The organism is Streptococcus sp. sy018 (assembly GCF_007859185.1).
In the GTDB taxonomy this organism is placed as follows: domain Bacteria; phylum Bacillota; class Bacilli; order Lactobacillales; family Streptococcaceae; genus Streptococcus.
The window spans coordinates 114,485-132,602 of sequence record NZ_VOHN01000002.1; the positions used below are offsets into that span (position 1 = coordinate 114,485).

17 protein-coding genes are annotated in these 18,118 nt (G+C 38.2%); 2 read left to right on the plus strand and 15 right to left on the minus strand.

Translation table 11 applies throughout. The annotated features are described in order from the left end of the window. Window positions 1–56 precede the first annotated feature (56 nt). From srtB (FRX52_RS02905) to sstT, 8 genes are all read right to left on the minus strand, one after another. Entirely contained in the window at window positions 57–896 is an 840-nt protein-coding gene (gene srtB / locus FRX52_RS02905) for a class B sortase, LPKTxAVK-specific (RefSeq protein WP_146538431.1), read from the minus strand. 75 nt (window positions 897–971) lie between these two features. Continuing rightward, on the minus strand, window positions 972–1,661 hold the full coding sequence (locus FRX52_RS02910) for an LPKTxAVK-anchored surface protein (protein WP_146538432.1): 690 nt from the start codon (window positions 1,659–1,661) through the stop codon (window positions 972–974). 172 nt (window positions 1,662–1,833) lie between these two features. Next, the gene (gene srtB / locus FRX52_RS02915) at window positions 1,834–2,688 is read right to left on the minus strand and encodes a class B sortase, LPKTxAVK-specific (protein ID WP_398586891.1); all 855 of its coding nucleotides are present in this window, start codon (window positions 2,686–2,688) and stop codon (window positions 1,834–1,836) included. A 21-nt stretch (window positions 2,689–2,709) separates the two neighbouring features. After that, on the minus strand, window positions 2,710–3,543 hold the full coding sequence (locus FRX52_RS02920; protein ID WP_146538434.1) for an energy-coupling factor transporter transmembrane protein EcfT: 834 nt from the start codon (window positions 3,541–3,543) through the stop codon (window positions 2,710–2,712). Then, window positions 3,530–5,218: an ABC transporter ATP-binding protein gene (locus FRX52_RS02925; RefSeq protein ID WP_398586892.1), complete on the minus strand. Its 1,689-nt coding sequence runs from the start codon at window positions 5,216–5,218 to the stop codon at window positions 3,530–3,532. Before FRX52_RS02925 ends, FRX52_RS02920 begins: the two co-directional genes overlap by 14 nt. A gap of 8 nt (window positions 5,219–5,226) precedes the next feature. Then, on the minus strand, window positions 5,227–5,775 hold the full coding sequence (locus tag FRX52_RS02930) for an ECF-type riboflavin transporter substrate-binding protein (RefSeq protein ID WP_146538436.1): 549 nt from the start codon (window positions 5,773–5,775) through the stop codon (window positions 5,227–5,229). A gap of 9 nt (window positions 5,776–5,784) precedes the next feature. Next, window positions 5,785–6,627 carry an S-adenosyl-l-methionine hydroxide adenosyltransferase family protein gene (locus tag FRX52_RS02935; protein ID WP_146495637.1) on the minus strand — a complete coding sequence of 281 codons (843 nt, stop codon included), beginning with the start codon at window positions 6,625–6,627 and terminating at the stop codon, window positions 5,785–5,787. 176 nt (window positions 6,628–6,803) lie between these two features. Beyond that, window positions 6,804–8,009, minus strand: coding sequence for a serine/threonine transporter SstT (gene sstT / locus FRX52_RS02940; protein WP_146495635.1), 1,206 nt, complete (start codon window positions 8,007–8,009; stop codon window positions 6,804–6,806). Window positions 8,010–8,205: 196 nt separating this feature from the next. Between sstT and brnQ the strand changes: the two genes are divergently transcribed. Then, on the plus strand, window positions 8,206–9,582 hold the full coding sequence (gene brnQ / locus FRX52_RS02945; RefSeq protein ID WP_146538437.1) for a branched-chain amino acid transport system II carrier protein: 1,377 nt from the start codon (window positions 8,206–8,208) through the stop codon (window positions 9,580–9,582). 45 nt (window positions 9,583–9,627) lie between these two features. On the opposite strand, the gene FRX52_RS02950 is transcribed toward brnQ, so the two are convergent. The 4 genes from FRX52_RS02950 to FRX52_RS02965 all read right to left on the minus strand — a co-directional run bounded on the left by FRX52_RS02950 (window position 9,628) and on the right by FRX52_RS02965 (window position 13,690). Further along, the gene (locus FRX52_RS02950) at window positions 9,628–10,320 is read right to left on the minus strand and encodes a methionine ABC transporter permease (protein ID WP_146538438.1); all 693 of its coding nucleotides are present in this window, start codon (window positions 10,318–10,320) and stop codon (window positions 9,628–9,630) included. Beyond that, window positions 10,321–11,385 (minus strand): methionine ABC transporter ATP-binding protein, encoded by a 1,065-nt coding sequence (locus tag FRX52_RS02955; RefSeq protein ID WP_146538439.1) that lies wholly within the window; start codon window positions 11,383–11,385, stop codon window positions 10,321–10,323. Beyond that, a complete protein-coding gene (locus FRX52_RS02960) occupies window positions 11,375–12,745 on the minus strand; it encodes a M20/M25/M40 family metallo-hydrolase (protein ID WP_398586893.1) in 1,371 nt (456 codons plus the stop codon). The genes FRX52_RS02955 and FRX52_RS02960 overlap by 11 nt, the downstream gene beginning before the upstream one ends. An 87-nt stretch (window positions 12,746–12,832) precedes the next feature. Then, complete coding sequence (locus FRX52_RS02965) at window positions 12,833–13,690, minus strand: MetQ/NlpA family ABC transporter substrate-binding protein (protein ID WP_146495628.1); 858 nt, start codon at window positions 13,688–13,690, stop codon at window positions 12,833–12,835. A gap of 276 nt (window positions 13,691–13,966) precedes the next feature. Here FRX52_RS02965 and FRX52_RS02970 point away from each other — a divergent pair, with 276 nt between their 5' ends. Then, window positions 13,967–14,581 carry a hypothetical protein gene (locus tag FRX52_RS02970; RefSeq protein ID WP_146538441.1) on the plus strand — a complete coding sequence of 205 codons (615 nt, stop codon included), beginning with the start codon at window positions 13,967–13,969 and terminating at the stop codon, window positions 14,579–14,581. 75 nt (window positions 14,582–14,656) lie between these two features. Here FRX52_RS02970 and FRX52_RS02975 read toward each other — a convergent pair whose 3' ends face one another. The 3 genes from FRX52_RS02975 to FRX52_RS02985 form a co-directional block, all read right to left on the minus strand. Then, window positions 14,657–15,478: an amino acid ABC transporter substrate-binding protein gene (locus FRX52_RS02975; RefSeq protein ID WP_146538442.1), complete on the minus strand. Its 822-nt coding sequence runs from the start codon at window positions 15,476–15,478 to the stop codon at window positions 14,657–14,659. Window positions 15,479–15,614: 136 nt separating this feature from the next. Next, on the minus strand, window positions 15,615–16,331 hold the full coding sequence (locus FRX52_RS02980; protein ID WP_146538443.1) for a YebC/PmpR family DNA-binding transcriptional regulator: 717 nt from the start codon (window positions 16,329–16,331) through the stop codon (window positions 15,615–15,617). A gap of 47 nt (window positions 16,332–16,378) precedes the next feature. Next, window positions 16,379–18,115 carry a hypothetical protein gene (locus tag FRX52_RS02985; RefSeq protein ID WP_146538444.1) on the minus strand — a complete coding sequence of 579 codons (1,737 nt, stop codon included), beginning with the start codon at window positions 18,113–18,115 and terminating at the stop codon, window positions 16,379–16,381. Window positions 18,116–18,118 lie beyond the last annotated feature (3 nt).

The following is an 18,118-nucleotide window of genomic DNA, read 5'->3' on the forward strand; positions in this document are numbered from 1 at the left end:
ACGAACACAAGTCTGGTTAGTGTTGAATATAGATTTTTAGTAACCACCTCCTTGATTTAGCGTGTTGGAACATAAGTGAGTTTGTCACCATTTTCAGCTAAGAACTGCTCCAATTCACTATCTGGGATGCGTCTCATATAGAGATTTGAGCGAATGGTATCATCATCTTCACGACAGGTTGATAACACCAAATATTTATCTGTTGGCTTGACTACGGCTCCTTCTTTTTTGCTGACTGCATCTGTAGCCACTGCATTCAGCTGCTCAGCAAACGATTCTTCACTGTCAAAAGAAGTTCGATAAAAAGCAGTCGTTTCTGGAACGATAATAAAGAACATCGCTTCATAGTAATACTTCCGCTCTGCCGTTTCAAGAACAAGGTAACGATTCTGATCAAAGAAAGTTTGATCTTCATAAAAATTAACATCATTAAACATACGATTATCTGGCACCTGGCTACCTCTAGCATGTCCAAACAACCAAGTCAAACTGTCATTCCAATCCTTATTATTATCCGTATCCATAAAAACAGCTCCCATTAACGGTTCATTGTTACCCTCAAATGTCTTATCCAGATAGGTGGCATTATCGCCTGTCTGGACGACTGGTTCGTCTAATTTCGTTCCAGGAGCATAGATATAACCAATCACTTCAGGGTTGATGACTGAAAGAGCATCAAAACGTTCCTTCAAATAAGCTTGCTCTTCTGCACTTGGTTGATAAGTGACTTGATTGGTTGTTATCTGTGCTGGTGTGTCTTGAGAGCTAGCAACATTAGACACTGGATTTTTAACACCAAAGGCAAACCATGTACCGATCGCTACAGCCACAACCAATAAGCTTGCTAATAAGTATTTGAGTTGCCTGTGCTTTCTTCGTTCATTTTGATAAAACATATTATCCTCCATTATTTAATAAAGAAAAGGCTATTCTATCGAATAACCTTTAACCTTACTTCGACAGCAAATAGATTATTTTACTGCTGATGTTTTTGGCAATGTTTTCTCACCAGATTTCGCTGCAGCTGCTGGCGATACTTTTGCTGAACTTGATTTACCAGAAGGAGCAACTGCTGAACCAGCTTTAGATGAAGCAGCTTTAGCTACTGTTGCTGATTTCTTATCTGATTTAGCAGACTCTTTTTTATCTGAACTTGTTGTTTCTTTTTTAGTTTCTGAGCTTGCTGCTGTTTCGCTTGAAGCCGTTTCAGAAGTTGTTGAGTCACCTTTAACAGTTACTTTTGAACCTGTTTTAGTATTTTCAACAACTGTATTACCTACACCGTCAAAGTTGCGTGTATCAACTTCGTTTGTGTCAAGTACTTTTGCTGAACCGTTCTCAACAACTGTGTTACCTACACCTTCAAGGTTGCGAACATCGATAGCTGCATCATTATTGTTAACGGCTCCTTCTACTGTTGAAGGAACTGGTTGAGCCAATTTTTCTTTAATGATTGCTGCTGCATCTTCTGCCGCTTTCACCTCAGCTTTAACAGCTTCTTCTTTTGCTGTTTCTTTAGCAACTTCTGATTTTAACCATGCAGCTACGTCAGTATTTTGATCACCAACCATAACGTTATCTTGTGCAAATGCTGGCGCTGCAACTGACAAGGCAACACTTGCCAATAGTGATGTTGACATTAATTTCAATTTCTTGTTCATAAACGAACTCCTCCGATTTTTTATAGAATTCCCCATAGGATTCTATTTATATTGTAACGCACCCCCCCCCCCGTTTTGTCAAGCTTTTTGCACGTTTTTTTCAAATTTTCATCAACTTTTTTGACCTTTTTTGACCATAAAAACAACCCAATGATTAGGTTGTTTTTCTTTATTAACGAGTTGGAACATAGGTGAGTTTTTTTCCATTTTCAGCTAGAAATTGTAGTAGTTCCTCATCAGGAATTTGACGTAAATAGAGATTAGCTCTCAAACTACCATCTTCTTCACGACAGGTTGACAATACCAAATACTTGTCAAGCGGATCAATCACCGCATTTGCCTTTTTGACCTTGGACTCGGCTGCCACCGTTTCTAACTGCTTACGAAAATCTTCCTTACTCTCAAAAGATGTCCGATAAAGCGGAGTCGCTTCAGGAACAATGATAAAATAGGTCGCTTCATAATAATAGTTGCGCTCAGGTGTTTCTAATACCAGATAGGGATTTTGATCGAAAAAGGTCTGATCATCATAAAAATTCACATCGTTAAACATGCGATTATCTGAAACAAGACTCCCCCTAGCATGCCCAAAAAGCCAAGTCAATGAATCCGTGAAATCTTTTTGATTGTTGGTATCCATAAAGACTGCCCCCATATAAGGTTCATAAGTGCCTTCAAAAGTTTTTTCCAAATAAGTCGCATTATCTCCTGTTTGCACAACAGGTTCATCCAACTTAGTTCCTGGAATATAGATATAACCAATGACTTCTGGATTGATAGCTGATAATTTAGCAAAACGCTCTTTCAAATAAGCTGTTTCTTCATCACTAACTTGATAGCCTTCAGGTGTTTGAGAGGAAGCTGTTTGAACAACTTGCTCACTTGATTGGCTACTGCTTACCGTAGAAACCGTTGATGTTTGCTGATTTTGGGTCATAACTATCAGACCACAAGCGAACACCAACCCTAACAAAGCAAGCAACAAATATTTAACATAAGCAGACATCGGTCTTTTTTGATTAAACATACTCATTTCTTTCTAAGTCATTTAAGTCCAAGGGTTATAAAACCGTCCTTGATTGAGCCAAATCAACACAAAACTAAGCACTAAGATAAGAATTGCCAAGGCAATGACGCCATAATCGCCAGCTTTCAAGTCTTGTTTTTGGTACCAAGTTCGTTTTTTCCCCTTGCCAAAACGACGTAACTCCATAGCCGTTGCAACAGTGTCAATTCGTTCTAAGGAGCTAAAAATCAAGGGAGTTAAAATCAACAAGTTCCCTTTAATACGTTCTAACAATTTAGCTTTTTGAGATAATTCCAAACCACGCGCATTTTGTGATAACTTAATGAGATAAAATTCCTCTTGTAAATCTGGAATATAACGTAAAGTCAGACTAACAGCATAAGCAATCTTATAAGGGACACCAATTTGATTAAGGTTAGCTGCAAATTGACTCGGATGAGTCGTCAACAAAAAGACAATAGCCATAGGCACTGTTGAGAAATACTTCAGAGCAAGATTAACAAGATAGAACAATTCTTGACTTGTCAGACCATAAGCTCCTATCCCAGTCCAAAGTAAAGTCTTTTGCCCATAAATCTCAACCCCATAATTGGGAGCAAAGAGATAAACCATGAGCAAATTCAAAAATGCAAAGAATAAGACCAAATAAATCACAAAAGCCACTTGTCGCCATTTGATATTAGCTAGCTTGAAAAGCAATAAGGAACCAAAACCCACAAAAGCAAGCAAACGTGTGTCATAACTAATCATTACTGCTATTGAAACAAGGATAAAAAAGACTAATTTGCTAGCACCTGACAAACGATGAATCGGACTAGTTCCTGGTTGGTAACCCAAGAGTTTATTTGTCTGCATGATGCTCTCCTTTATTGCGCAATATATAATGATGAACCACTTGCTCAACATCAAGCCCAAGTTTATCCGCCAAAGCAAATAGACTTGGCTGACAAAGATTGGCTTGTGTTAAGACATCTTTTTGTTTTAAAATCTGAATTGGTTGGTCGTCAGCCAAAATTTGCCCCTTGGCTAAAACTAAAGCTCGATCACTATGTTCCAACATCAACTGCATATCATGAGTAATCATGATAATGGTATGGCCTGCTTGATTAAGCTGATCCAAAAACGCCATAATCTCGCTATAATGCTGAAAATCTTGACCTGCTGTTGGCTCATCTAACAAGATAATTTCTGGATTCAAGACCAAAATAGACGCAATGGTCACTCGTTTCTTTTGACCAAAAGACAAGGCTGCAATCGGCCAGTGGCGATAAGGATACAGACCACAAATTTTTAAGGTTTTTTCTACACGTTCCTTTACGTCTATCTCATTCACTTGACGCAAACGTAAACCTAAGGCTACCTCATCAAAAATCATGGTCTGACTAATCATTTGATTAGGATTTTGCAAGACATAACCAATACGCTCCGCTCGCTCCTTAATCGTATCTGCTGAAATGTCTTGACCTTGATAAAAGATTTGACCTTGGCTAGATTCAACAAACTGGCAGAGTGCTTTAGCCAAAGTGGACTTCCCAGCTCCGTTTTGACCAATCAAGGCCAGACGCTCACCTTTTTTAACAGTAAAGGAAATATCAGATAAAATGGGCTGTCCACCACCATAACTCACCTCTAAATCTTTGACAACCAACACATCTTCGCTTGGCTTTGAAGATTGATAAGAGTCAATCGTTGGCAAGGATAACTTGGGCAAATCCATACCTTCCAACTGCGACAAAGAACTTAGTGAGGTCAAGTCCAATCCTTGTTCACGCAAAAAACTAAGATATAGAGGCTCACGAATCCCCTGATCTTTCAACAAAGTTGTTGGAAGTAAGTCATCTGGTTGCCCATCAAAAATAACCTCACCTTCTGTCATCAAAATCACTCGATCAACAGAAGCAGCTAGCACTTCCTCTAAGCGATGTTCGATAATCAAGGTTGTGACTTTCTCACTCTTATGAATGCTGTCAATAAGAGCCAACATATCCTGACTGGATTTAGGATCTAAATTAGCCAAAGGCTCGTCAAATACTAAAATCGGACTTTCATCAATCAAGACACCTGCTAAGCTCACTCTTTGCTTTTGCCCACCTGATAAATCTTGTGGACGGTGTTGCAGCAAATTTTCCAAACCTAGTCGTTTGCTCCACACCTCGACTTTTTCTTTCATCTCTTTTTCAGGTACTTGATCATTTTCTAAAGCAAAGGCTATATCTTCTGCCACAGACAAGCCAATAAACTGGCCATCGGTATCCTGCAATACCGTACTGACCAGTTTTGACTTATCATAAATCGATTGTTCAAAGCTAGGCTGACCCGCCATTAGAAAACGACCTGTCATTTTTCCCTTGTGATGATTAGGAATCAAGCCGTTAATTAACTGTCCTAAGGTTGATTTGCCTGAACCAGACGGCCCAACTAATAAGATTTTTTCACCTTCTTGGATACTTAGGTTAATATTTTTCAGAGTAGGCTCTGCTTGTGTTTCATATTGAAAACTAAAATCATCAAATACAATCAAGTCTGTCATCATTTCTATCAATCCTTAGAAAGACTACCAGCTTTAATTCGAGTCCGAGCATAAAGCCCAATCAACAAGCTACCACCCAAACCAACTGTTAGGGCATTAACTCCTGCTGACCAAATCCCTTGAACATACACTTTACTTGCAATTTCCTTGTAAATCAAAACATCTGCATAAGGTGCAATCAACCCCCAGCCAATAAAGTTTACTACTAGTTGAGTAAGGTTAAAAACAAGATAATCCTTCCCTTGTAGTTGGCCCTTATCTAATTTAATCACACCAGATAACAAACCAATGCCCAAACCAATCAAACCACTGACCAAGACCCAAGTCCACCAAACTGAGCCGTATTGAATGGCATCTTTGAGTGCATGACCAATAAAACCTGCAAAGAAACCAACACTTGGTCCATAAATCAAGGCAAATAGAGCCAAGACCGCATATTGCAACTGAATACTGGTATTGGGTACTGGTACAGGAATATTCACCAAAATTCCAATAATCACAAAGAGTGCGGCACCAATTCCTGTTGCGACAACTTTTTTAATTGAGTTATTTTTCATAGACATCTCCTAAATTTTCTTCACTTCAATATGCCAGTTCGAACCCACTCCCACATTATAGGCCTTGGCAAACGACCCTTGGTTAATCGCCAAACCTAGACGATAGAGGGAGTTAATATACAAAATTGGCTGACCAATACGAACATCTGCAAAAGATTTACCATACGTCACTTGATTTTGATACACCAACATATCATTGTTATAAATCGTCACTTCAAAACGGTCGTTAAATTCTGGGTTTAATTGATAAAACTCCTCACGAGTAATCGAAGTCCACAAAGACCCAAAGCGAACATCCAAAATGTCAATAGCTCCCCTAACCTGATTGTCAGTAACTTGGGTTTCTACCACTGGCAATTCCACAATATCATCCACTGACAAGACAGGACCAACTTCTTCAAAGCTAATATGCCCACTAGCTAATTTTGCTCCTGTATAGGCATAGACATCACGACCATGGAAGGTATAAGAATGCTCTGTATTTTGACGACGATTTTTCACTTCAGAAATCTCACGAACAGCCTTAATACCAACATGTTTTTTAATGTAAGATAGGGTACCATTGTCTGGTGTCACGATATAGTGGTCTTGTTCTGTTAAGGCAACGACACTTTTACGTTTAGACCCCACACCTGGATCAACAACCGAAACAAAGGTTGTTCCTTTCGGCCAATACTCAACCGTTTGGAACAGACGATAGCTACCTTCAAAAATGTTATAAGGTGTAATGTCATGCGTCAAATGGTGAATACCTAAGTTGGGTGACTCTTGCAATGCTACACCAATCATGGCCGACACTGCCCCATCAACCAAACCAAAATCTGATTGTAACACTAGTAATTGATTACTCATTTATCTTTCCTTTTTCTAACTAAGATAGTATTTATTTTACCATAAGTTACACTATTTTTGTAGGCTATACTTAACAAGGAATATCCATAGTTACAAACTATATCAAAAAGTATAAAAACAGGTTGAAACATGATCTGTTCAACCTGTTAATTTATGAAACAACAACTCTGATGTTCTTATTTTTTACCCCAGGCTGATTTTTCAGCTACAGCAGTAAAGAGAACGTCTGTTGATGAGTTGATGGCTGTCTCACATGAATCTTGAATCACACCAATGATGAACCCAACACCAACAACCTCAGCAGCAATGTTGCCATCAATTCCAAACAAGCTACAAGCTAAAGGAATCAAAAGTAAAGAGCCACCTGCAACTCCTGACGCACCACATGCTGATAAGGCAGCAATCACACTAAGTAAGAAAGCCGTTGGGAAATCTACAGAAATTCCCAAGGTATTCACTGCAGCCAAGGTTAAAACAGTGATAGTAATGGCTGCACCACCCATGTTGATCGTTGCTCCCAGTGGAATTGATACTGAATACATATCTTCATTCAAGCCAAGTTCCTTACAAAGACGCATATTAACAGGAATATTTGCTGCTGAACTACGCGTGAAGAAGGCTGAGATACCACTTTCTTTCAAACAACGGAAAACCAATGGATAGGGATTTTTTTTCATCACAATAAAAGCAATCAATGGGTTAACAACCAATGCGACAACAGCCATAGTGCCAACCAATACAAGTAACAAACGACCGTATGTGGTTAGAATATCTAAACCATTTTGTGAGATTGTCGCAAATACTAAGCCCATAATCCCGAATGGTGCCATCTCAATGACCCATGTTACCACTTTTGAAGTCGCATCAGAAATTTGTCCTAGACCATCTTTAATCGAATCACTCGCTTGACGCAAAGCCAAACCAAAAAGAACTGCCCAAGATAAGACACCGATGTAGTTGGCATTGGCAATGGCATTAAGCGGGTTATCAACAATGTTGGTGATAAAAGTGTTGAAAACTTCCGCAATCCCTTGTGGAGCTGATGACGTATCTGTGGCTGCTCCTGATAGGTTCAGTGTGACAGGAAAAGCAAAACTAGCCAAGACAGCTACAAAAGCTGCTGCAAAGGTCACAAGCAAATAAAGGATAATGACACTTTTCATGTTGCTTTGTTGCCCTTGTTTAGATTGTGATAAGGCATGGACAACCAAAACAAATACCAATACAGGCGCAACACCTTTTAAGGCACCTACAAAGACGGTACCAAACAAGCCAATCACTGACCATGAGGGAACAACAAGACCTAAAATCGCTCCAATAACGACACCGATAATGATTCGCTGAATCAAACTCAGTCGTTTCCAAAATTGAATTTCTTTCATTTCTTTACTCCTTTAGAAAATAATAATATTACTATAGTACCTAAAAAAAAAAAAAAATTCAAGACTATTTATGTCAATTTTCACAAGATTTCCTTGATTTATAAGGCTATTGACGAATGTTTAGGACTAGGGTACAATGGTTAATTAAGATAACTAACTTATCTTTTTATCTCAATTAACCGATAAGGAAAAATAAATGAAATCTACTCAAAATAAGTATTTAATTATTGGTTTGATGTTATTTGCCATGTTTTTTGGTGCTTCAAACCTAACCTATCCTGCTTTTCTAGGTATCTACTCTGGTAGCAACCTATGGCTTGCCATTCTTGGATTTTGCTTATCAGCAGTGACACTCCCGCTATTAGCCGTTATTGCCATTTCTTATTCTGGTAGCGATAATGCCCAAGACATGATTGAAAAACGCGTTTCCAAATGGTTTGCCGTTACCTTTATGACGGTGCTTAATCTGGCAATCGGTCCTCTCTTTTCTATTTCTAGAACAGGTGCTGTTTCCTTTTCTGTTGGTGTGGCTCCATTCTTCGGCAATGACCTCATCAGCAAACTTATCTATGGTCTGATTTTCTTTGGCTTAACCTACCTAATCGCTGTTAAACCAAGTAAAATCGCTGATAATATTGGTAAACACCTCACGCCAGCACTACTCTTGGTTATTGCAACTCTAATTATCGGGTCTTATATCAGTCCCGCAGCGACTTCTCCTAATAATAGTTATAATGCAGCCAATGATTTATCAAATGCCTTTTCTGATGTGCCATTTATCGCCGGACTCCTTCAAGGCTATGGAACACTGGACGCTCTAGCTGCCTTTATGTTTATCAATGTTGTGATTAGCTCAGCCAAACAATTTGGAGCTAAATCTAAACATGATGTTGCCATCATTTCACTCAAAGCTGGTGTCATCACAACCGCCTTTCTTGCCATTATTTATATCTTTATTGCTCGTTTAGGTTCGGTATCACAAGGCTTATTTAACATGCAAGATGGGCTCTTTGTCCTTAATAGAGCAGGTGTAGATGGTGGAACTGTTCTCAGTATCGCGGCTCGCAATTATTTTGGAACCTTTGGGCAATTAACCCTTTCATTAGCTGTCTTTCTGGCTTGTTTGTCAACATCGTCAGGTTTAGTGGTGGCTAGTGCAGATTATTTCCACACTTTGTTGCCAAAACTATCTCATGCTCGCTGGTCTGCTATAATGACCTTAATTGGTACTTTTCTTTACTTTAGTGGGCTAAATGGCATCATTAAAGCTTCTCTTGCCATGCTCTTCTTCCTTTATCCTATTGCGATTAGCTTGATTGTATTGACCTTAACAGGCAAATGGTTTAAAGATAAAAAAATCGTTTATGTTTCAACTCTGATTTGGGCTTCTGTTGCTGCCCTTTACGATTCATTATCTACCCTAGCTGGTCAATTAAACATGGATTTTATCCCATCTAGTATCAGTCATTTCTTTACCCAAATCCTTCCCTTAGGACAATTTCAATTAGGTTGGATTTGTTTTGCATTGGTTGGCTTTATTCTAGGTCTTGCTTTAGATAAAATCAAAGCATAATAAATACGCTTAGTCATCACTAAGCGTATTTTCTTTATCTAAAAATTATTTATGACTTACCTTTTTGGTTAAGAAATCCCCTAGGAACTGAATGGCAAAAATCAAAATCAAAATCATCAGAGTTGCCACCCAAGTCACATCATTATTATAACGATTATAACCATAAGAAATGGCAACGTTACCTAGACCACCTGCTCCGATTGCGCCTGCCATGGCTGTTTCACCAACCAAGGAAATCAAGGTCACCGTTGACACACGAATCAAATCTGGCAAACCTTCTGTCAAATATACGCCCACAATATCCCATGTGGTCCCACCTGACGCTTGAGCTGCTTCAATAATTCCCTTGTCCAACTCAGACAGAACCACCTGCACTTGACGAGCAAAAAAAGGAAATACTGCCACAGAAAGCGACACATTGGCCGCATCAGGTCCAAGCATGGTTCCAACCAAAAGAAGCGCAACAGGGAACATAATAGCTAACAAGAGAATAAAGGGAATGGCACGAAAGACCGATGTCACCTTATCCAAAACCCAAAAAACTAATTTATTTTCGATCACACCACCTGGTTTAGTCATTACCAATAATAAACCGGCAACCAAGCCCAAAATGCCACCGATAACAAAAGGAATTAAGGTCATATAAAGGGTATTAAACAGAGCAGTTCCCCAACCTGCATCACCAGACCACCCCAACGCATAGACGTTAGGCAAATAGGTTTGAATCAATTCACTCATCTAGGCACCTCTTTTCAATACAACAACAGATACCCCAGCTTTTTCTAGGGCAGTTAATGCACTAGCCAAATTGTCCGTTTGACCAGATAGGATAACGACCAATTCACCAACTGGCACATGGTCTAGAATTTCAATATTGCCATAAAGGATATTGGCACTGACATCAAATTCTTTATAAATCTGATTAAGAATCGGCTCATCGGTTGACGTTCCCGCATATTTTAACTCAACTAAAATCGAATCATCCGCTAGATTAGCTACAATATCTTGCTTTTCAATCTTGATCAGAGCCTCATCCAATCCAGTAGCCGTTTGGATAAATTCCTGAGTTAAGACTTGCTGTGGGTTAGAGAAAATATCCAATACACTGCCTTCTTCAATCAGCACACCATTTTGCATAACCGCAACACGATTACAAATATCTTTAACTATCTGCATTTCATGGGTAATCATGACAATGGTCAAACCTAATTTTTCATTTAGATTTTGTAAAAGACTCAAAATTTGCTTGGTGGTTTTTGGATCCAAGGCACTGGTTGATTCATCTGAAATCAAAATCTTAGGATCATTAGCAAGGGCACGAGCGATGGCGACACGTTGTTTTTGCCCACCAGATAGTTGTGAGGGGTAATTGTCAGCACGATCCGCCAAGCCAACCAGACCCAAGAGTTCTGTCACTTTTTTATCTTTTTCTTCCTTACTCAAGTCAGAATGTTTCAGAGCAAAAGCAACATTTTCTCGAGCAGTTTTTTGTGACATTAGGTTAAAGTGTTGAAAAATCATGCCAATATCACGACGTTTCTCTCGCAACTGAGTCGCTGTCAAAACAGGCTTGTCATTATCAAAAATCACATCACTATCAATGACCACACGACCCTTGGTCGGTTTTTGCAACAGGTTGATGACACGAACCAAGGTTGATTTTCCAGCACCAGAATAACCAACAATACCATAAATATCCCCTTGGTTAATTGTGATACTGACATCTTTGACGGCTTCAATCACTCGTTTCTTCTGATGAAAGGTAATATCAATATGTTCTAAGTTAATAATTTCATTTGCCATAACTTCTGATTAACTCCTCTATTAGTTTCACATGACGGTAGTAATCTGCTACCGTTACATTTTCATCTCCAGCATGGTCTCGACTATTGGGATTCCCCATTCCAAAGGCAGCAATCGGCACGCCTAGGGCATCAAAAACCGTGTGCATAGGACCTGTACCTGCTGAAGTCGGCAAAATAGCCACACCCTCTTCATAGTGAGCCTTAGCCAGTTCTATCACTCGGATAATGGCATCATGACTCATATCACTGCGATAGCTCTTTTCGCCCAAAGTATAGGTCAATTCCACTTGAGAAAAGCCATTTTTGACCAATTGTTCTTTGACCTTGTCAAAGACATCCTGCGGACTGAGATTAGGAACTAGACGAATCTCCAATTTTGCATGGGCTTGACCTGGCAAAATCGTCTTGACACCACTTCCTTGATAGCCCGACCACAAGCCTTCAATAGCAATCGACGGTTCAAAATAAAAACGTTTCAAGAAGACTTCACGCTCTTCAACCAAAATAGGTAATTCCAAGCCATAGATAGCCTGTAATTTTTCTGGACTTAGTTGGGCATGTTTCTGAATAAGAGCCATTTCTCGCTCATTTGGTTCAAGTAACTCATCTGTCAAACCCTCAATTAACAAGGAACCCTCTGCTTCTCGTAAACTATTAAGTGCCTGAATCAAGTACCAAATACTTGATTCCACGACACCACCATAGCTAGAATGAATATCCAAATCTGCACTCTTAACATGCGCATCAAAGGTCAAAATCCCCTTGTTGCCACCGTAGATTTCAAGCTGGCCTAGATTATTGCGATTTCCCTGTTCCCAAATCAATAAATCTGCCTTAGACAACTTGGCACTATATTTAGCTAGATACTTATCCAAGTCAACAGAAGCTGATTCTTCAGCCCCTTCCATGATAAAAATGACATTAACTGGCAGGCCTTGACCTTCTTGCAGAACCTTCATCATAGCTGTCAAGCGAGCTGTGATATGCCCCTTGTCATCATCAACACCCCGTCCGTAGATAATATCATCTCGTATGGTCATGGTAAACGGATCGCTCGTCCAGATTTGGTCAGCGTCAGCTGGAACAGTGTCATAATGGTTGTAGAAAATGATGGTCTTGGCATTTGCTTGCTCACTCTTAAACTCGGCCATTACAAAAGGAGCGGTATAACTATCATCGAGTGTCACTTGAGCACCTGCTTTACGAAAAGTTTCTGCTAAAAAGTGGGCCACTTCTAAAAGGCCAATACCTTGAGCATAGATTGATTTTTTGGCAATCAAATCGCGTAAAACCATCAAATAATCTTGAACAATTGAATCTGACCAAAAGGCCTGAATATCAGCTTTTTCACTTGTCATATCTATCTTTTCCTTATATTCGTAAAGAAAGGAGCAGGAAAACTAGCAGCAACCTCGCTTTTCCTCACTCCTTAATCTCATATCATTCTACCAAACTGGAACATCGACACCATCTGAAGTTTCATCAATAACTTTTTTCACATCATCAGTATGGTAAACTTCAATGATTTTCTTAATGGCATCTGCCTTAGCTGAAGACTCCCAGTCTTTTTGACCAGCCAAGATGTTGATCCATTGTTTAGAGTTATCGTTTACTTCTTCTTTAAGCAATGATGTTGAGTAGTCAATACCTGCTGGGACAGCGTAACTATTGTTTACAAAGGCTGCATCAACTGATGTCAATGAACGAGCCGTTTGTGACGCGTCAACTTCCTTGATTTGTAAGTTCTTTTTGTTTTCAGTAATATTAGCTACTGTCGCAAATTCCTTACCTGAAACGTTCAATTTAATCAAGCCTGCTGATTCAAGAACGTATAGGACACGACTTTCGTTAGTGGCATCGTTTGGTACAGCAATCGTTGCATTGTCTGGTAGTTGGCTAAGTTCTGTATATTTAGCTTTACCTGAACTGTCAGTTCCTGAGAAGAGATGAATTGGACTGATATAAGTTTCCGCAATCGCAACCAAATCTCCCTTGTTTTCTTCATTCCAATTATCTAAGAAGTTATAATGTTGGAAGGCATTGATATCAACCTCACCGTTAGCCAAGGCCTTGTTAGGTTGTGAGTAGTCTGTAAATTCCTTATACTCCAAAGTGATACCATCTGCTTTAAGAAGTTCTTGAATTTTACTCCAACGTGCATCGTCAGATTCTGTTTTTGTCATCACACCAACGGTTACTGTTTTAGCGTCATCTGAGCTAGTTGATTTTTGACCACAAGCAGCCAAGACAAAACCTGATACAAGTGCCAAACTGGCAATACCTAAAATCTTTTTCAATTTCATCAATAAATACCTCTTTTGTTTTGATGAATTTATTATCCCATAGCCTGTTATAAAAATCAAACTGTTAAAAACTTGTCTTATGTATAGTTTTTATCTATATCAATAACTTTTTTAAAGTAACCGCTTTCTCCCGAGAGGAGATTTTCTCTAGTTTTTTAACCAATATTTTCCTTATCATTTAGTGAAAGAAGGTTGGTTATTTATTTGTATGTATGATATTATAAGGTTGACAACAAAAGCCTAAGATCTCTTATTTTAAAAAGAAAGGACAAACAAATGAGTACTGCTCAAAAAAAGTGGGACAACAGTAAAACTCAACTATACAACAATACCTTTAAATCAATTTATGAAATGAGGAAAAAAAACAAGAAAGAACATCTAAAGATGATTAGTATCCTTACTTTGATTTTTAGTATTATTTTTATTATTACTTATTTAAGCACTTTTCCCATCTCTATTATTGGCATACTGGGAATAATTATTGGTGTATCTATAATTATGACACTCTATGTTTGTTTAGAGTATAGAGAAGATAAGACACAGTATTTAGATGATGAAACTTACTTAAAACCAATAAAAGATTTGCCTAAATCTGATTTCAATAAATTAAAAAATGAATTAAATTACAACATAAAGCCTCTTACACAAAATTTTATCTTATCTACTATCTTATCTCTTATCATAACAATTATAGCAGAGCCTAAGATTCAAGATATGAAAGATATGATAAGTAACTGGAATCTCAATTTTATAGACATCCTAGTTTTTTTACTACTTTTCTACGTTATTAGTATTATTATCAAAAATTTTATTTCTATCTTCTTACCTCGTGTAGCCACTAAACGTATTGCTCATCATCTATTAAATATCTACGACCATTCATCTAAATAAATACTAGATATTATTTCATCCTGTTTACTAAAAAGATCAAATCCTCCACTCTAATCAATAAGTGGAGGATTTTTCTTATTTCACATCAGCACTTGCTGGTAGGTAGCTACCTTCTAGGTATTCTTGTGAGATTTTTTCAAGTGTGCCGTTGTCATAAAGTTCTTTAATACGTTTATTGACAAAGGTTTGCAGGTCTGTTTGATCTTGACCAAAAATCATGTAAACATAAGGTTGTTGATCGCTTGGCAATTCAATCACTTCAACATTGTCCAAACCTTGGCTCTTGACAATTGAATTCACTGCGATTTTATCAAAAATCTTGAAATCAAATTTACCTTCATTCACATTACGAAGAATGGTTGTGATGTTTTCGTTTGTATAACTCAATTCAACTGGCTTGTCTTTGTTTTCTTCGTTGTAGGTTTCTAGCTGAGCAGCCGATGTAGTTCCTTGAACGACTTGGGTTGTACGACCTGCGATATCATCATAACTTTTAATATCACTACCTTTTTGTACCACTAAAACACTTGGATTTGAGGCGATTGGATTTGAGTATAGGTACTTATTGGCACGCTCGGCAGTGTAGCTGATGTTGTTTGCTCCGATTTGGAATTTGTCGCTATCTAAACCTGTAAAGATTGATGACCATTCTGTTTTTTGATAGGTCACTTCATACTTATCGCTGCCTTCAAAAACAGCTTTTGCAACTTCAATATCATAACCTGTCAAATTTCCCTTGTCATCTTCATAAGAGAACGGACGGGTTGTACCAACCGTTGCAAGAGTAATTTTTTCTTTACCTGATGTTTCTGATGCACTATCACTTGTTTTAGAACCACATGCTACCAAGGTAAGAGCAGAGGCTGCTAAAAGACCTAGTGTTAATAATTTTTTCATGCTTTTATTCTCCTTTTATCTGATAAATTTATTCTATCATGATTCAAATGATTTTCCTAATACTTGGTTTTTATCGTCTTGATAGTTTACTTCTATCAAGTTAGATAAATAGAAAAAACAGAGAAAAATTCTCTGTTTACCTGTCTGCCACGTTATGATAAACCTTTTGCACGTCATCATCACTTTCAAGAGCGTCAATAAGTTTTTCAAAGGTTGCCAAATCATCCCCTTCAAGGGTCACTTCTGATTGTGGAATCATTTCTAGCTCAGTGACTTGAAACTCGTTAATGCCTGCTTGACGAAGAGCTTCTAGGCCTTTATGTAGGTCAGTTGGTGCTGTATAAACAGTAACTGTTCCTTCTTCAGCTTCCACATCATCGACTTCGACATCTGCTTCTAAAAGCAATTCAAAAATCTTGTCTGCATCATCACCTGCAAAAACAATAACACCTTTTTTATCAAACATGTAAGAAACAGAACCTGCTGCTCCCATGTTACCACCATTTTTACCATAGGCTGTACGTACATTAGCTGCTGTACGGTTGACATTACTGGTTAAGGTATCTACGATAATCATTGAACCATTTGGTCCAAAGCCTTCATAGCGACCTTCTACAAAGGTTTCATCAGTATTACCCTTAGCCTTGTCAATGGCTTTATCAATAACGTGTTTTGGCACTTGAGCTTGTTTTGCTCGATCCAAGACAAATTTTAGGGCTGAGTTAGTTTCTGGATCTGGATCGCCTTGTTTAGCAGCAACATAAATCTCAACACCAAATTTAGCATAAACTTTTGAGTTAGCACCGTCTTTAGCGGTTTTTTTGGCAACGATATTTGCCCATTTGCGTCCCATAAGTGTTCTCCTTTTTATTTATCAATCTTCTATATTATAGCATTTTGTTAGGAATTGGTAAATCTTATTTTTTTAAACTGCATCAGGATAAGTATGATGCAACTACTACTGGATAATACTAAGCTTGGCCATAGCCACCATGGTTCTTGATAGCTGAGCAAGAGTTGATTCGTTCCTTTTTGAGACAAAACGGTCGGCGTCCCAATTACATTAAGTTGGTAATCTTTAGTAGCAAGTTTTTTGCCATTTAGGGTTAATTGCGTATCTCGATAAACAACCACAGGTAAATTAAGTGACTGTTGGTTATTGGTCTGCCAAGTCACTATCAGATTTTTTCCCTCTACTGCCTTATCAAATCTTAGGTTGTCTAGTATGATAAATTTCTCATAAAGATCGTAGCGACTTTCCTTAATATAACGAAGACCATTTGGTGTCGTTGGTTTCTTAATTTTGGGTAAATAGTCTGGCGTTGAACGATTAACTAATTCTAATAATTTTTTCAAATTCTCATCATGATAGGCTCTACGAATAGCCTCACTCTCTCCAAATAAGGTGGTATGAACCTTGGTTTGAAGAAAAGTATCACTGCGATAATTCTTGACAACATTATCCCAACTGGCTTTCCAAGTATAAGATAAGCCAATAACTAAACAAGCCAGTAAAAACATCCGATAAGTTTTGAAGTACTTTTGAGGACTTTGGCTTAATTGTAAACCAACAACCACTAATAATAAGGGAATGGCATAGAAGAAAAAGCGAGTGGGAAATTGAATCAAATCAACAATGGCAATCTGACGTCCTGCTAATAAAAACCAAGGGAACAAACCTGACGACAGGATGAGAAAACTTAGGTAAATCCACATCAAAGCCTTAGTGATACTTGACCAACGCTTATAATAGCAAATAAAGTGAATCACTTGAGCAACCAATAGAACTAAGAGACTCCATGGAGAGACCAGCACTGCACGATCTAAACCAGTAATGGTCTGTTCTACCATTTTTTTATTGATATAGGGTTGAATAAGCTCATTGGCTAAATTAAGTTGAATAAGCGGTAGCCAAACATTAGCGGTCATCACTAAAAAGAGAAAAACAGATCCGATAACCGTTTTGATAAAATGCCATTTATTCTTAGTCACTAGCAGTATGTAAGTTCCAACCCCCATATAAATCACAGACAAGAAAAGGGTTGATAGCACATGAATCTGTAGCATTAACCCCATAGAAGAGGCAATCAAGACTAGGTTGGCCTTACGATGTTTAAAAAGATCCACAACTCCCAAAAGCCCCAAAGGAAAAAAGGCCGCTCCCCAACTTGAAAAACCTTGTAAAATGGTCCAATATTGGATGGCATAGGTGGTCATGAAAAACAAAGATAAAAGCAGCGCATAGAGTTTAGCAACTTGCAAACGCCTCATCAAGAGATAAAGAGAAGAGCCTGCAATAAAACCTAGTAAGGTTCGTGATAAAATGTGATAACCAAACCATGTTCGACCTAGTAAAACCAAGAACCCCTGAAAATAGGCAAAATAAGGGCCATATAAGGCATTAACAATCCGTCCAGACTGCTGATAACCATACAAGCTAATAAAATAAGAAAAATTATGATTTTTAATCTGCATGGCCGCTTCATAAAAGCGATTATAATGAAAAATTGAATCTGCGCCCATCGTCACTTCTCTAGTTAGGGCTTGAGGCAAACAAAGAAGAAAAGAAAAACTTGCCAAAATCACTACAGTCAGTAATCTTTTTTGCCAGCTAGACCAATCTTTTCTTTCTAACATGAC

Bases quoted from the DNA above. Each gene is read 5' to 3' on its own strand.
- srtB (WP_146538431.1), bottom strand. From the start codon at position 896: ATGTTTTATCAAAATGAACGAAGAAAGCACAGGCAACTCAAATACTTA.
- FRX52_RS02910 (WP_146538432.1), bottom strand. From the start codon at position 1,661: ATGAACAAGAAATTGAAATTAATGTCAACATCACTATTGGCAAGTGTT.
- srtB (WP_398586891.1), bottom strand. From the start codon at position 2,688: ATGTTTAATCAAAAAAGACCGATGTCTGCTTATGTTAAATATTTGTTG.
- FRX52_RS02920 (WP_146538434.1), bottom strand. From the start codon at position 3,543: ATGCAGACAAATAAACTCTTGGGTTACCAACCAGGAACTAGTCCGATT.
- FRX52_RS02925 (WP_398586892.1), bottom strand. From the start codon at position 5,218: ATGACAGACTTGATTGTATTTGATGATTTTAGTTTTCAATATGAAACA.
- FRX52_RS02930 (WP_146538436.1), bottom strand. From the start codon at position 5,775: ATGAAAAATAACTCAATTAAAAAAGTTGTCGCAACAGGAATTGGTGCC.
- FRX52_RS02935 (WP_146495637.1), bottom strand. From the start codon at position 6,627: ATGAGTAATCAATTACTAGTGTTACAATCAGATTTTGGTTTGGTTGAT.
- sstT (WP_146495635.1), bottom strand. From the start codon at position 8,009: ATGAAAGAAATTCAATTTTGGAAACGACTGAGTTTGATTCAGCGAATC.
- brnQ (WP_146538437.1), top strand. From the start codon at position 8,206: ATGAAATCTACTCAAAATAAGTATTTAATTATTGGTTTGATGTTATTT.
- FRX52_RS02950 (WP_146538438.1), bottom strand. From the start codon at position 10,320: ATGAGTGAATTGATTCAAACCTATTTGCCTAACGTCTATGCGTTGGGG.
- FRX52_RS02955 (WP_146538439.1), bottom strand. From the start codon at position 11,385: ATGGCAAATGAAATTATTAACTTAGAACATATTGATATTACCTTTCAT.
- FRX52_RS02960 (WP_398586893.1), bottom strand. From the start codon at position 12,745: ATGACAAGTGAAAAAGCTGATATTCAGGCCTTTTGGTCAGATTCAATT.
- FRX52_RS02965 (WP_146495628.1), bottom strand. From the start codon at position 13,690: ATGAAATTGAAAAAGATTTTAGGTATTGCCAGTTTGGCACTTGTATCA.
- FRX52_RS02970 (WP_146538441.1), top strand. From the start codon at position 13,967: ATGAGTACTGCTCAAAAAAAGTGGGACAACAGTAAAACTCAACTATAC.
- FRX52_RS02975 (WP_146538442.1), bottom strand. From the start codon at position 15,478: ATGAAAAAATTATTAACACTAGGTCTTTTAGCAGCCTCTGCTCTTACC.
- FRX52_RS02980 (WP_146538443.1), bottom strand. From the start codon at position 16,331: ATGGGACGCAAATGGGCAAATATCGTTGCCAAAAAAACCGCTAAAGAC.
- FRX52_RS02985 (WP_146538444.1), bottom strand. From the start codon at position 18,115: ATGTTAGAAAGAAAAGATTGGTCTAGCTGGCAAAAAAGATTACTGACT.